The organism is Bacillus cereus group sp. BfR-BA-01350 (genome assembly GCF_022663775.1).
Taxonomy (GTDB): Bacteria; Bacillota; Bacilli; order Bacillales; family Bacillaceae_G; genus Bacillus_A; species Bacillus_A paranthracis.
Genome location: NZ_JAKUGD010000001.1, coordinates 24499 through 39125, shown reverse-complemented (window position 1 = coordinate 39125; position 14627 = coordinate 24499). Strand labels below are relative to the sequence as shown.

The window sequence follows — 14627 nt, the reverse complement described above, 5'->3', positions numbered from 1 at the left end:
TTGTCAAGGAAAGAGACTCACAATTCACGTATCCTTTACATTTTTATATAAACAAAAAAGAAAGAGGCTACCCCCTTTCTTTATTTCGCAAACACTCCCGAAACAATACCCATAATTTTTTGGACAACTTCTTCAATTGATAAAGAAGTTGTATCTAATTCCAATGCATCATCAGCTTTTTTTAGAGGAGAAACTTCGCGTTCTGAATCTAATTTATCACGCTGAGCAATTTCTTCTTTTAACTGCTCTAAATTAGAATCGAAACCTTTATTCATATTTTCTAAATGTCTTCTTTCTGCTCTTTCTTCAACAGAAGCAAGCATAAAGATCTTCACTTCAGCATCTGGTAACACATGTGTACCAATATCACGACCATCCATTACAACGCCGCCTTTTTCCGCTAACTCTTGTTGACGACGTACCATTTCTTCACGAACAAGGCGATGTTTTGCCACAATCGATACTCGATTCGTCACCTCAGGTGTACGAATGACTTCCGAAACATCTTGTCCATTTAAAAATACAAGTTGTGTATTTTCTCCTTGCTGAAACTCGATTTTCACATTCTTTACAACTTCCATTAGCTGCTCTTCATTTTCAATATCCACTTTTTGCTCAAGGGCTGCGTATGTAATCGTACGATACATTGCGCCTGTATCAATATAAACGTAAGAAAGCTTCTTCGCTACAACTTTCGCAACTGTACTTTTTCCAGCAGCTGCTGGACCATCTATAGCAATTGAAATTCTTTTATCCATCGTAACACCTCATTTTTTCGCTTATAAAACAAAACGAAAAGCAGGTATTCTCCTGCTTCTTCTCATTTGCTTCACGTCATTAAATCCTCAATTATTGTAGCATAATCCTTCATAGAAGAAAATGAAAACTACCTATTCACCTGTAAGATTTTCGTTTTGTTTTTTACCATAACACCTTCATAATAAACAATTTTAGATAAATATTTCACCGATGATTTATGTATAAATAATAATTGTACAACACAAAGACAAATAAATTGTATTATTAATATACGAATAAAAATTCTCTCCATCTTTTTCACCGTAATTGCTCCCTCTTATACTATATTTTTACATTTCATTTTGTTATTTTATACATCGTACATATAGCAGTTCATTTTATTGTCATTTTCGAGGCATACTTTTATACATTTCCATTGTCGAATTTACTCAAAACATGTTATGTTCTAAATGTATTTTTTACTTGAAAGGGGTATAAGCATTGAAAAGAATCCTAGTTTTACACACAGGTGGAACAATTGCAATGGAGGAAGATAAAGAAACTGGGGTCGTACAACCAGGTGAAAAAAATCCTCTTTTAAAATTCATTCCTGATTTAGAAGGCGATGTTGATTTAATCGTTGAAGATGTGTTCCATCTACCATCTCCTCATATGACACCAAGCGAAATGTTACAATTACAAGTCATCATTGATGAAAGAGTAAAACAAGACAACATTCATGGCGTAGTCATTACGCATGGTACGGATACATTAGAAGAAACAGCCTATTTCTTAGATTTAACAGTACAAGCAACTATTCCGATCGTTGTAACAGGTGCAATGCGATCTAGCAATGAATTAGGTGCTGATGGTCTATATAACTTCTTATCAGCTGTAAAAGTCGCTAGCAGTAGTGAAGCCGCAGAAAAAGGTGTTTTAGTCGTATTAAACGACGAAATTCATTGCGCTACAAACGTAACGAAAACACATACAAGCAATGTAGCAACATTCCAAAGTCCACAGTATGGACCAATTGGTATGGTAACAAAGCGCGGCGTTGTATTCCACCATGCTTTAGTACATCACGAAACATATTCAGTAAATAAAATTTCTAAAAATGTAGTCGTTCTAAAAGCGTACGCTGGTATGGACGATACATTGTTAGCAGCAATTGAAAATCTTCCAGTAGACGGGATTGTTATTGAAGCACTTGGACAAGGTAATTTACCTCCAAGAACACTTCCTAGTCTAGAACGATTAATAAACAAAGGAATTCCCGTCGTATTAGTTTCTCGCTGTTTCAACGGCATCGTTCAAGATGTATATTCATATGAAGGTGGCGGCAAGCAATTAAAAGATATGGGTATTGTATTCACATACGGTTTAAACGCTCAAAAAGCACGTATTAAATTATTAGTTGCATTAGAGAATACAACTTCTCATGAAACAATCCAAAACATGTTTATGCATGATTAAAAAAAGAAGCTGTCGAAGTTTATTTCGACAGCTTCTTTTTACATTTCTCTTGTTGCGATGGTTTGCGCAATTGCATCTCCATGAAATCGACCGTTCTCAATAAATATTTCATTTGCATTATTTCCAGCGGCAATTACACCTGCAATGAAAATATTTGCAGCGTTCGTTTCCATCGTATCCTCTGCATAAATTGGACGTCCTGTCGCTTCATCAATCCGAACACCCATCTTTGTTAAGAAGCTATGATCTGGATGATAACCAGTCATCGCAAATACAAAATCATTTTGGATTGTAGTTGTCTCGCCATCAACCGTATACGTTAATGTATGTTCAGTAATTTCTTTCACATGAGCCCCGAAATGCATGTGAATTGTACCATTTCGGACTAACGCCTCAAACTCTGGCAAAATCCACGGTTTTATGCTTGGTGAATACTCACTTCCGCGATATAATACCGTTACACGCGCACCAGCTTTAACAAGCTCTAACGCGGCATCTACACTCGAGTTTTTCCCACCTATAACTACTACATCTCGATCAAAATAAGGATGTCCTTCTTTAAAATAGTGAGCTACCTTCTTCAATTCTTCACCTGGAACGTTCATATAATTTGGATTGTCATAATATCCAGTTGCTACAACAATATATTTCGCTATATATATTTCTTTACTTCCATCACGCTTTGTCGTTTCAACCTGAAAAACTTCTCCATCTTTTTGAACTTTCTCCACTCGTTCAAAAGCATTTACACGTACAGATTTACGCTTTACTACTTCACGATAATACGCAAGCGCTTGATTTCGAACAGGCTTACGATTTTCTGTAATAAAAGCTACATCACCAATTTCTAATTTTTCACTAGAGGAGAAAAATGTTTGATGAGTTGGATAATTATAAATCGCATTTACAATGTTTCCTTTTTCAATTACTAACGGATTTATCCCTACCTTTTGCAACGAAATTGCTGCTGCTAATCCGCACGGACCGCCTCCAATTATAATAGCTGTTTCTTTCTGCATACTCGGTTCACTCCTAGTCTTCTACCAATACACTATTTATAAAAACAAGAAAAAACCTACTTACAGCAGTAGGCACCTATCTTTATTGTATTCATTTTTCATATATTTGTCATCTAAACGAAACGTACATCCGATAGACATCTGCTAAAAACTGCTGAAATTTAATACCTTGTTTCCCTAATACATTTTCAGGATCAATCTTTCTAGCTGGGTCAAGTGTTTTATGTGATACGATATCTTTTTTCGGATTCAAGCCGAAGTTTTGACATAAATACGCATGATACCACGTAAAACGGGTATATGCTTCCCAAAAGTTAACATCACCACCATAACAAAGCTCCACTCCAATGGCAGCCTTATTAGCATCATACCCATATAAGTCATTATCTGTCGGCACACCATATCGAACATGGTAGGCAACTTCATTTATAGGAATAATTTCCAATATTGTTTTATCATCTATAAATGTATGTGCCGAAGCTTTCGGCTGTATTTCATTAAAATAATCCCGATTCCCAATCGCATTGCTACCAGGATTCCCCGTATCATGGCTTACAATAAACCTTACTTTAGAAAGAGGAATACCCGGTCGTGAACTTCCATATCCAATATAGTTACGCTCTATAGGAAACATCGCCATTACTACCAACTCCCGCTTCAGAAGATTACCTTACTTCTTTATATATGTATTCGGTAGCAATGTCCTTATAGCATATTTCTTACGCGAAGAGAAAATCGAAAATATTTGATGTGAACACCATAAATAATAAAATACTTACAGCAACTCCATAAAAACCGTAAAACCAAACACAATCTTCTTTCGTATCTAAACCGAAAAATTTATTTACTGATTGTAATAATGTGCCGCGCTTACTTTGTTTGTTTCTTAACACTTCCACTCGTTCTACAACATCCGCTGGCATCATAAATCTTTGGTCTACTGTCATTTTCATCATTTATCTCTCCTTAAAATCATTTCCGTTTTGTTTATCTAAGGAGATTATAGCACGTTTGTTCGTATAGAACAAGCGTTCTTTTTGTTTTTATTTTATTTTTCGGCAAATCCAGTAAGAATCGTGATTACAAAGGCGATAATTGGCCCTACTACAACCGCACCAAATATTAAAAACAGTAGCCCTTCCCCGAACACCCGAACAATACTTGTCTTTTTGGCTTTCGTCGTTCTTGCAAGTTCTCCCTCTAACCTCTTAACCTTTTCTTCTAATTGTTCTACTCGTTCCATCATTTTATTTTCCATACACAACACCTCACTCTAATACTTCAACAAAAAAACGTGATCCCCTCGAAAGGAATCACGTTTTCTCACAATATAATATTATACCCAACCTCTAAAGCGACTTGCTTCAGCCATTTTACGAACACCGACCATATACGCCGCTAAACGCATGTTCACTTTACGAACTTGTGCTGTTTCATAAATAGAATCAAACGATCTTACCATTACTTTTTCTAAACGTTGTTCTACTTCTTCTTCAGTCCAGTAGTAACCTTGGTTATTTTGTACCCACTCAAAGTAAGATACTGTTACCCCACCAGCACTTGCTAATACGTCTGGAACAAGTAAAATTCCGCGATCTGTTAAAATTTTAGTTGCTTCTAATGTTGTTGGACCATTTGCAGCTTCAACAACGATTTTTGCTTTAATATCATTAGCATTTTCTTCTGTAATTTGGTTCTCAATTGCAGCTGGAACTAAAATGTCGCAATCAAGTTCTAACAATTCTTTGTTTGAAATTGTATTATTAAATAGTTTTGTTACTGTACCGAAGCTATCACGACGGTCTAATAAATAATCAATATCTAATCCGTTTGGATCATGTAATGCGCCGTAAGCATCTGAGATCGCAATAACTTTCGCACCTGCATCATGCATAAATTTAGCTAAGAAGCTACCAGCATTACCGAATCCTTGAACAACAACGCGTGCACCTTTAATATCAATGTCGCGTTTTTTTGCAGCTTCGCGAATACAAATTGTAACACCTTTCGCTGTTGCTGTTTCACGTCCATGTGATCCACCTAATACAAGTGGCTTACCTGTAATAAATCCTGGTGAATTAAATTCGTCAATACGGCTATACTCATCCATCATCCATGCCATAATTTGAGAGTTTGTGAATACATCTGGAGCTGGAATATCTTTCGTCGGTCCTACGATTTGGCTAATTGCTCGTACATAACCGCGGCTTAATCTTTCTAACTCACGGAATGACATTTCACGCGGGTCACAGATAATTCCACCTTTACCTCCGCCATATGGTAAATCAACAATACCACATTTTAAACTCATCCAAATTGAAAGTGCTTTCACTTCATTTTCTGTTACATTCGGATGGAAGCGAATTCCACCTTTCGTTGGACCAACAGCATCATTATGTTGCGCACGATATCCTGTAAATATTTTAACAGTCCCGTCATCCATACGAACTGGTATTTTCACTGTCATCATACGAATTGGCTCTTTTAATAATTCATATACTTCGTTTGGATAACCCAATTTTTCTAACGCTTCACTAATAACAATTTGTGTTGAATTCAATAGTTCAAAATGTTGTTCCCTTTGTTGTTGTGTTTTTGTTTGAGTTCCCTTTTCGGCTACCATAGTAAGTAAACCCCCTGTAATTTCACTTGTTTAGTAAACCTTCATTGCCTAGTATACACCGTTAAATTTGGAATGCAATAGAAAACGCTAACAAATATATACAAAGTATTTTCTTTTGCAAGCGTTTTCGCTATTATTATAGTCCTTTTATTGCTTTTAGAAAAGTAAAATACTTAAATATTTAAATATTTTTTATTTCACTTAAACACAGCACTTTAAAAAGATACATTTAAGTAAAATAAAAAACAAAACCTTAGCTATGTTATATTAGCTAAGGTTTTGTTTTTTCACAAAGTAATTGTGTATTTGTTCAATTGCTTGAGAAGCCATTAATTCTTTACCATACTCCATTAGACGATAAATAGTTGCTGTAGACGGATTACCATATTCCGCTAAAATAGCTATAAAATCTGCCTTCAGTAATTGTATTTGCTCCTCTTCTTCCATCCAAAGATAGAAACGCCCATCCCACGTATATAATTTTCCGCCAGTTACATCAAGGTTATATAAACGATTCGACAGGTTAATTACGTCATCTAGTGTAGCAAACTCATAAAGGATATGCTCGCTTTCATCTAGAGTCACTTGCATTTCAATAAATTCGTCACGGAACTCATCATCTGTATCCGCTTCTTGATGTTCTTTCGTTACAATTACGACCATTCCTTGCGCTTGTAGAGAAAATACTTCAACTGCAATCGGGCCATCCGCTTCAAATCCCAATTCTTTATTTGCTTCTTGCATCATATCACGAAATAATTGCTGTACTTTCGGTGCATTTCTCCACAAATCTTCTTTCGTTAATCCTCGTTCAGATAAATCATCAAATGTTAAGAAAATTTTTATCTTATTGTAATTTAATCGTTCCAGCCTCATCTCATACCCTCCCTACGCAACCAATGAATATAATTTTTATTATATGAAATAGAAAATAGATGGTTCTTTTCGAACAACTATTCTAACATTTTTAACCAATCATCCCATTCTTCTTTCGTATCACCAATTAGGCTTGTTTGAATGTTCAACTGATCTCCAGCACCTATTTCTCCTATAACCCCAACAGAAAGGTTTTCACTTTTTTCTTGCAACAAACTCAAGTAGCTCGTTGCGTTCTTCAGTTCTCGTCCGTCATCAAAAGAGATTACTACATATTTAGGTCTTATTTGCTCAACAGCTAACGTAATACTATCTTCCGCTAAGCTTGCCCTAATATATATCACCTCATATCCTTTTAATCGTAAATACGTTGAGAAAACAAACCCTTTCAACATATTACTTTCTAACACAACAACTTTGTGTATAGAAGAAAACGATGATGCATTATGATATACCATCCCTAGACGCGTTTGTAAAAATGATACGACATATTGGAATTGCACCATTGTAACTTCATTATTATTTTTTAACGTTAACAATTTATTTGACACTTGAAGAACAATACTTGCGATAACTTTTTCTGTTGCATAAATACTAAAAGCCTCGTTTAACAATGCAGAAGTTGTAATTTCATCAAATTTTAACAAAGCTTGTAGTAAATCGTCCACTAAAACAACTTCTCTATCGTAATGTATTTCATTTTGAACACTATTCTGCAAACGATTCCCTTCTAATAATTGAACTGCTTGTCCAATCATCATGCCGGAAGAAACCTTGTCCATTAACCATTTCAAAATTTGAATATGCTCTTCTGTATATAATCGATGCCCCGCATGATTCCGCTTTGGGGCAATCATTTGATATCTTCTTTCCCATGCACGAAGCGTACTTGGTTGAACTCCAATTATTTTTGAAACAGCTTTTATGTTATATTTTCCGTTTAGAGTTGGCATCATTTCCCTCCGCATAACGTAATAATATGTGTTTGAGCAGGTGCTCGGAAGCGAAGTGGAATCAACGTTGTTCCATACCCATTACTAACAAAAAGAGTTATATTTGAATGCTTATATACGCCACCTTTTAAATATTTTTTAGATGGGAATAATCGAATCTGCCCTCCATGTGTATGTCCACTTAGCACAAGTGAAATTTGTTCTTTTCCAGACATTTTATTTATTATATCAGGGTTGTGGCTAATTAATATACGAAAACCATCTTCTTTACAATCAGCCAACGCTAAATCTAAACGATCACGTTCCAAACCAACATCATCTACACCGAGCAAACAAATTTTCTCTCCTAATTCAGACTCAAATACAACTCTTGTATTATCTAAAACTTTCACATTATTTTCTAATAACAAAGCATCTAATTCATGATATTCAATTTCATAATCATTATTTCCCCATACAAAATATACAGGAGCTATCGCTCTTAGCTTTTGTATATTTGCAGAGATTTTCGATAAAGGGACACCTTTTTCCGCTAAATCACCACCAATAATTACAAGATCAACTCTTCCTTTTACTTGTTCAATTAACGAATTCGAAATGACCCTTCTATGAATATCAGATATAAAAAATACATTTACTTTTTGAAAACTTTTCGGAAATTCTTCAAATATTAAAGTATGTTCTAGCACCGTATTACGCATTGCTTCTGTATACATTACAAGAAGCATTATAATACCAATACAAACGAGAGTACTTAATAAGATAATCCATATCATATATTTTTACTCCCCTCCTCATAAAGATAATCCTCAGTTTTTATAGTAAGTATTTTACTAACTTTCTCGCTTTGTGGACTTATCTTTTATCGGAATTTTTAATTCTTGACCTACATTCACTTCATCTTTTTTTAAATCATTATACTTTTTAATCACTTCGATCCCAGTTTCATCTGAAAAATATTGCTTCGCTATACTTTCTAAAGTTTCTCCCTCTTTCACCGTATGCGTGACGACTTTCTCAGATGATGCCTCGGACCCAGATTTAGCTGAATCAAAAAAAATAACCTCAAATGCACTTTTTCCAGCGTTATTACTATCACTTTTCACCTGAATATATTTATCTGTATACCATAAGATGCTAATTGGTAGTAATATGAATAGAAATGTTAAAACTCGAACGAAAATATGATTCATTTTAAACTTTTGTTTTTTTTCTTTATTTCTATGAATTTCACTACGCGGCGGTAAACCTTCTTTTTCTTCCACTCGCTCAACTTCTAATTCCTCTTCAAAATCAGGAATTCGTTTCCTCATGTTGTTCACCACCACCTTCCATTTATTTTCTTAATTGGAGTCCCATTATAAAATCAACAAGAAAGTGTGCAAAGATTGTTATAAACAAATTTCCTGTCCATTCAAATACGTAACCAAAGACAAAACTAATGAAACAGACGAAACAAAACAAAAATGGCTTTTTTATATACCGAATATGTAACACTGCAAATACAAAACTCGCTATTACAATTCCAAAGTGCGTCTGCACTACACCTCTAAATAAAAATTCTTCTGCAAAGCCGATAATGAACGTAATAACGAGTAGATGCATAACTGACATCCCTTGAAACATCCTATCGTTAATACCACCATCATCAAACCAAGACTCTGGAAACACCCGCATTGCAACATAATCTAATAACACAATACCAATTGCTAACAAGCCACCTATTATAAGTATAGACACCGGTTCCCATTTCCACAGACTATACACCGATTTGATATCTCGGAATAGTATATATGCTAGTAAACAACCGATACCAATAATAATGAACTGTGTGATATACAGATTCAGCCTTATTTCTTTCGGACTCATATCTTCAATATTATGCCTTTGAATGTTCATCATTCCCCCATCTTTTCTAGACCGAAAAGCTTTTGTAACTCTGTTTCCCAATTATAGTCGAAATCCGATTGTTGCGCTTGTCTTTTTTTATAATCTGTTTTTGTAATATGACAATAGTCGCAGCAATTCTTTAACTCGCCCTCTTTTCTGTAACCGAACTGTTGCAATAAATATTCACGTCTACATCCTTTCACTTGTATCCATGATTTCATGTTTTCTAGCTCACTATATTTATTACGTAACCTGATTTCTACTTCAGCTATTAATCTGTTCATAATTTCATCTGACAAGCTCTCTAATATTAGTTTTCGTTGTTGTATGATTCCAAGCTGTTCAAGATGATAGCGGATGAAACGCCAATATTGTTCATTAAATCTTGCTGCATTATAACAAATTTCTTCTACCTCTTCTATTGGTAATTCTTTCGTTTGAAACATTCTTTCCTGTAGTAAAGAAAATAAAAATTGTATTTGCGACTGGCTTGGCAATTCATCTTCAATTATTGAAATTGGTAAATCGTGATCTAACGGACTGCATAGTAAAATAGCTATACTTGGTTCACCATCTCTTCCAGCTCTTCCGATTTCTTGTAAATAAGAAGCTATATTAGTCGGATAGTGAAAATGAATAATATATCTCGTGTTCGATTTATTTACTCCCATACCAAAAGCACTTGTACATATTACAAGCTGCAATTGGTCATTCATAAACTGCTGTTGAATTAACATACGCTCTTCATGTTCCATACCACCATGATAGAAAGCGACACCAGTAACGCCTTTTCCTCTTAAATATTCCGTTAAACGTTCTGTCCACGCTCTGCTTGAACAATATACAATCCCCGGCCCTTGTAAATACATCACCTGGTCCAAAAGCGCCTCTTTCTTCTCTTCTATCGTCTCTACAAATTGTACTTCCATTGCTATATTTGGACGATCAATAGAGTATACATGCTGCGTCACATTCTCCAAATTCAAACTCTCTGCTATATCTCGGAGTACATCTTTCGTCGCTGTTGCAGTTAATGCTAGCACCGTAGGAGACCCGATATTCTTAATAACTACATTTAGTTTTTTATAATCTGGTCTAAAATCATAACCCCATTGCGAAATACAATGAGCTTCATCCACAACAAATAATGAAATATGAACTTTCTTCAATTCTCTTATTAACAATTCCGACTGCAACATCTCTGGTGATACAAAAATAAATTTATAAGAAGCTAATCTTTTCATCGCTTCTCTTTTTTCCTGTAATGTCCGAAAACTATTAAATGCTATCACTCGGTTTTTCACAACATATTTTAATTGTGTAACCTGATCTTCCATCAAAGATAATAATGGTGATACAACAAGTACTGTCCCTTCTTGCATAAGCCCTGGAAGTTGATAGCACATAGACTTCCCTCTTCCGGTCGGAAGCATCGCTATAACATCTTTTCCTTCCAATAAATCTGTAATGACTCCTTTTTGACCTGGACGAAATTCAGAATATCCAAACCACCTATATAAATATTCCTCAAGTTTCATTTATACCCTCCATCCGCGCCAATACAAGACGAACTTCAAAATAAGAGATATCCTCTCCAACCGCTTGTTTCAACTCACGCAGCTTACGTGTTTGTAATGCATCAATTACTTCTGTTACTTTATCTATTTTGTCTTTTTCCATAAACATTTCAATTGAAAAATCTCTTTCTCGCAAAGCAATTTCAACAAAATGATCTTCTATCGTTGCAACCTTTAGATTTCTAATTGTCGCTATTTCTTCTAATGAGCGCCCTTGCCTCCAAAAATTATATGTTTTTTTCGTTGATAAACTAAATAATTCAGCTCTCTCATTTGGATAAGAGATAATCTCAGATAATAACGGAAATTCATTTTCATAATCGCGAACTTCTTGTATAAGGAAATGAATTGTACCCCAAAATAAAAAGTACACCCTGAAAACATCTCGTCTCGTAATTTCTGCTAACTGCTGCAATGTACAACCGATACGTTCATATCCTGTTAATCTATATGTTACAATCGTTGCTTCTACCACATCACATTTCCTTAAAAGAGTATATATTTCTTTCCATAATCCTTTTGCCAATTCACTACGCCTATACGGCATACCTGTTAAAAAGCGTTTCACCCAAACCATTATTTCTGTATCTTGTTGAATAGGAATAAACTTCGTATTATTCTGTTGTAAATTAGATATAGTTTGAATAATTAAGGATAATCTTTTCCAAAATGTTTCACCTAATTCACCATAGTGCAAACCATGTAAATGCGCTGGAAAAGCATACCCTTCCTCCCATGTATGTAACTGCATTTTACCTTTAGGTGTTAACAAATATGTATTTTCATGTATCTCTTGAATCAAATCTGCTTGCAACAACTTTGCAACTTCACGATCATATTCAGCTCTATTTAGCGATTTATATATTCCAAACAAAAAAGAAATTCGGAACATATTTCCATCTTGTAACGTTTGCGAAGAACGTTTTCCCTTTAATAAATAATAAATAGAAGAAACGGTCCTTTCACCATTCAATTGTTTTAAACAATACAATACAGTATATTGTAGTTGCATTACCGCTTCCACCTTTCAATCTAACTTAGTTACTCATTAAACTTATCATATTGGCAATATGTACTTGTATATATTCTATTGTACCAAACGAAATAACATTTACGTATTTTGAAAATCTTATGACATAATGCAGAAATTAGTTGACACTCTAATTGATAAGGATTATCATTATAATTTTATGTTGAAAAGTTTTAAAAACCGTTTTACAATAAGGTTATAATTTTTATGGCGAGCTTTTCACATACATATTATCAGGAGGGAAAAAAGATGGCAAAATATACAATCGTTGATAAAGATACTTGTATCGCATGTGGTGCTTGTGGCGCTGCTGCACCAGACATTTATGACTATGATGATGAAGGTATTGCATTCGTAACATTAGACGATAACCAAGGTATCGTTGAAATTCCAGATGTATTACTTGAAGATATGATGGATGCATTCGAAGGTTGTCCAACTGACTCAATTAAAGTTGCTGACGAATCATTCGACGGCGATGCTTTAAAATTCGAATAGTCTTTTATTAACTTCAAAAAATACCCCTCATTCCTTTGAGGGGTATTTTTTGTTTTCTATTTTCATTCTCCTTATTAAAAAACCATTAGTAGTTACATACTACTAATGGTTTTATTTTATATTTTATGCATTTTTCATTTTTGCAAACACCCATACTTTCAGGCGTGAGAATAACGCTACAAATACAATTGTCACAACAATTCCTTTAATCAAATTAAATGGTAAGATTGCCGTTACAACCGTTGTTTTTATCGCTTCGCTAGACATAGCTGGTGAATTTAAAAACCAAGTGTAAGCTGGGAATATGATGATGTAATTTAATACGCTCATAATAAGAGCCATTGTAATTGTCCCTAGCATTAATCCTGTCGTTAAACTCTTAACAGTACGATACTTCCTAAATAAGAAAGCTGCTGGTCCAATAAATAAACATCCTGCAATAAAGTTAGCAATTTCTCCAACTGGTACTCCCGTTAAACTCCCTTGAATCCCGTAATGTAAAATATTCTTTATCGCTTCTACAATTATCCCTGCAACTGGTCCGAAAATAATTGCAGCAATTAGAGCTGGTACATCACTAAAATCAATTTTTAAAAATGGCGGAAGCCCTGGGAATGGGAAATCCAACATCATCAGTAAATATGCAATACTACTTAGCATCGCTACACTCACCATCTGCACTACACTGTTTTTTTGTTTCATCTTTCTCTCTCCTTTTCCATCGATCATCTCATGGAAAGTGGAAAGGTTCTGCTATGCCTACTTTTTCATAGAACGAAAAAACCCTTTGTGTTTTACACAAAGGGAGAATTTAAGGCACATCAAACAGACGTTCAAATACTTATCTTTTTTGAACGCTTGAACCTCCATCTTCTCCCATCCAGACTGTACTGTCGGCTTTGGAATCACACCAAATCCTGCCTTAACGGCTCGCGGGCTTAGAACAAAATCACATATAGTTCATCACCGCCGGTCGGGATTTTCACCCTGCCCCGAAGATAGACCGATATTCTATTTTCCACTTCATTATACAACAACATGATCGTATTGTGAACAAAAAAAGTGTAACTTATTAAAAATAAGTTATTAATTTTACATAACCAAAATCATACATTATATTTTACAATACACCCCATATTTTTTAGTATTCGGCATTTCTCCTATGAATCCCCTAGTCATATATAATTAAAAGTGATAAGATGTTGAATTGTTAAGATAAGAACATTTTCTGGATTATGGAGGAAATGTCATGAAGAAAGAAAAGAGACACTCTATTCGAGAAACAATGAAAAAAAACTTAAGGAAAGAATACTTTTACTTAAAAAAAGAATTACTTTTCTACTGTCCAATTGATTTAGGCACATTCTCAAGTGAGACATACTATGCTGCTTTCGATGAAGATGGCATCAGTATTTATCAGTATGATAAAAAGACAGAAAGTAAATTAAAATTATGTGAGCGCCATCCATGGAAGAATTGGAATAAAGTGAAGGTTGATCATTATTTGACAACTTCACAATTTATTTTCCAAGGTGAGCGAAACTGGATATTATCCCTTTTCCAAAAAGGAAAAGAAGCTCAAAAAATAATCGAAGAGCATACATCTTTACAAACTGAAGTTGTTTCCCGCTCTTTCTTAAAAAAGCTTCCTGGTTTCCGTTCTAATGCACCATTGAATAAATACATCGGCAGCATTTGCTATACTGCACTCATTGCATTTTTATTAAAATGGATGATTCCATTTCAAGGACCACAAATCGCCCTGTACTCTATTTCAATCGGTTGTATGCTTCTTGGTTTACTTTGTTTGACAATTGGTTTAATTGAACCGACTATTGTACTATTTCGAACAAACGAAAAAACAAGAGCGAAAGTATTTTACTTATATAGCTACTTAGCTATTTCTGGATTTATATGTGTCTTTATTTTTTGGTAAAAAAGAGCTAG

18 protein-coding genes and 1 riboswitch are annotated in these 14627 nt (G+C 34.6%); of the genes, 3 read left to right on the top strand and 15 right to left on the bottom strand.

The window, feature by feature from the left end:
- Positions 1–80: 80 nt before the first annotated feature.
- Entirely contained in the window at positions 81–758 is a 678-nt protein-coding gene (gene cmk / locus MR147_RS00205) for a (d)CMP kinase (protein ID WP_000361264.1), read from the bottom strand.
- Between the two features lie 128 nt (positions 759–886).
- Complete coding sequence (locus MR147_RS00200; RefSeq protein ID WP_000738053.1) at positions 887–1060, bottom strand: YpfB family protein; 174 nt, start codon at positions 1058–1060, stop codon at positions 887–889.
- 179 nt (positions 1061–1239) lie between these two features.
- On the opposite strand from MR147_RS00200, the gene ansA reads away from it, so the two are divergent.
- Positions 1240–2214 carry an asparaginase gene (ansA, locus tag MR147_RS00195; RefSeq protein ID WP_000822018.1) on the top strand — a complete coding sequence of 325 codons (975 nt, stop codon included), beginning with the start codon at positions 1240–1242 and terminating at the stop codon, positions 2212–2214.
- A gap of 38 nt (positions 2215–2252) precedes the next feature.
- On the opposite strand, the gene MR147_RS00190 is transcribed toward ansA, so the two are convergent.
- The 12 genes from MR147_RS00190 to MR147_RS00135 form a co-directional block, all read right to left on the bottom strand.
- A complete protein-coding gene (locus MR147_RS00190; protein ID WP_001168490.1) occupies positions 2253–3233 on the bottom strand; it encodes a YpdA family putative bacillithiol disulfide reductase in 981 nt (326 codons plus the stop codon).
- Positions 3234–3342: 109 nt separating this feature from the next.
- A complete protein-coding gene (locus MR147_RS00185) occupies positions 3343–3873 on the bottom strand; it encodes a peptidoglycan recognition protein family protein (RefSeq protein ID WP_001240643.1) in 531 nt (176 codons plus the stop codon).
- Between the two features lie 79 nt (positions 3874–3952).
- Positions 3953–4189 carry a DUF3961 domain-containing protein gene (locus MR147_RS00180; RefSeq protein ID WP_001983018.1) on the bottom strand — a complete coding sequence of 79 codons (237 nt, stop codon included), beginning with the start codon at positions 4187–4189 and terminating at the stop codon, positions 3953–3955.
- Positions 4190–4281: 92 nt separating this feature from the next.
- Positions 4282–4491, bottom strand: coding sequence for a hypothetical protein (locus MR147_RS00175; protein WP_000428478.1), 210 nt, complete (start codon positions 4489–4491; stop codon positions 4282–4284).
- Between the two features lie 78 nt (positions 4492–4569).
- Entirely contained in the window at positions 4570–5856 is a 1287-nt protein-coding gene (gene gudB, locus MR147_RS00170) for an NAD-specific glutamate dehydrogenase (protein ID WP_000225170.1), read from the bottom strand.
- 267 nt (positions 5857–6123) lie between these two features.
- Positions 6124–6732, bottom strand: coding sequence for a genetic competence negative regulator (locus MR147_RS00165; RefSeq protein WP_001235392.1), 609 nt, complete (start codon positions 6730–6732; stop codon positions 6124–6126).
- Positions 6733–6809: 77 nt separating this feature from the next.
- Positions 6810–7685, bottom strand: a complete 876-nt coding sequence (locus MR147_RS00160) for a MerR family transcriptional regulator (protein ID WP_139302866.1) — start codon at positions 7683–7685, stop codon at positions 6810–6812.
- Positions 7685–8461, bottom strand: coding sequence for a metallophosphoesterase (locus tag MR147_RS00155; RefSeq protein ID WP_000637818.1), 777 nt, complete (start codon positions 8459–8461; stop codon positions 7685–7687). Before MR147_RS00155 ends, MR147_RS00160 begins: the two co-directional genes overlap by 1 nt.
- Positions 8462–8518: 57 nt before the next feature.
- Positions 8519–8998, bottom strand: coding sequence for a LysM peptidoglycan-binding domain-containing protein (locus MR147_RS00150; RefSeq protein ID WP_074609545.1), 480 nt, complete (start codon positions 8996–8998; stop codon positions 8519–8521).
- Between the two features lie 22 nt (positions 8999–9020).
- Complete coding sequence (locus tag MR147_RS00145) at positions 9021–9584, bottom strand: CPBP family intramembrane glutamic endopeptidase (RefSeq protein WP_001025765.1); 564 nt, start codon at positions 9582–9584, stop codon at positions 9021–9023.
- Complete coding sequence (locus MR147_RS00140) at positions 9584–11113, bottom strand: RecQ family ATP-dependent DNA helicase (protein WP_071730640.1); 1530 nt, start codon at positions 11111–11113, stop codon at positions 9584–9586. The genes MR147_RS00145 and MR147_RS00140 overlap by 1 nt, the downstream gene beginning before the upstream one ends.
- Positions 11103–12164, bottom strand: a complete 1062-nt coding sequence (locus tag MR147_RS00135; RefSeq protein WP_001176993.1) for a YpbB family protein — start codon at positions 12162–12164, stop codon at positions 11103–11105. Before MR147_RS00135 ends, MR147_RS00140 begins: the two co-directional genes overlap by 11 nt.
- A 267-nt stretch (positions 12165–12431) precedes the next feature.
- Here MR147_RS00135 and MR147_RS00130 point away from each other — a divergent pair, with 267 nt between their 5' ends.
- A complete protein-coding gene (locus MR147_RS00130; RefSeq protein ID WP_001151996.1) occupies positions 12432–12680 on the top strand; it encodes a ferredoxin in 249 nt (82 codons plus the stop codon).
- Positions 12681–12803: 123 nt separating this feature from the next.
- Here MR147_RS00130 and MR147_RS00125 read toward each other — a convergent pair whose 3' ends face one another.
- Positions 12804–13382 carry an ECF transporter S component gene (locus MR147_RS00125; RefSeq protein ID WP_000810850.1) on the bottom strand — a complete coding sequence of 193 codons (579 nt, stop codon included), beginning with the start codon at positions 13380–13382 and terminating at the stop codon, positions 12804–12806.
- A gap of 162 nt (positions 13383–13544) precedes the next feature.
- A riboswitch (FMN riboswitch) is annotated at positions 13545–13684 on the bottom strand.
- Between the two features lie 245 nt (positions 13685–13929).
- Here MR147_RS00125 and MR147_RS00120 point away from each other — a divergent pair.
- Positions 13930–14616, top strand: coding sequence for a hypothetical protein (locus MR147_RS00120; RefSeq protein ID WP_074609547.1), 687 nt, complete (start codon positions 13930–13932; stop codon positions 14614–14616).
- The last annotated feature ends 11 nt before the right edge of the window (positions 14617–14627 follow it).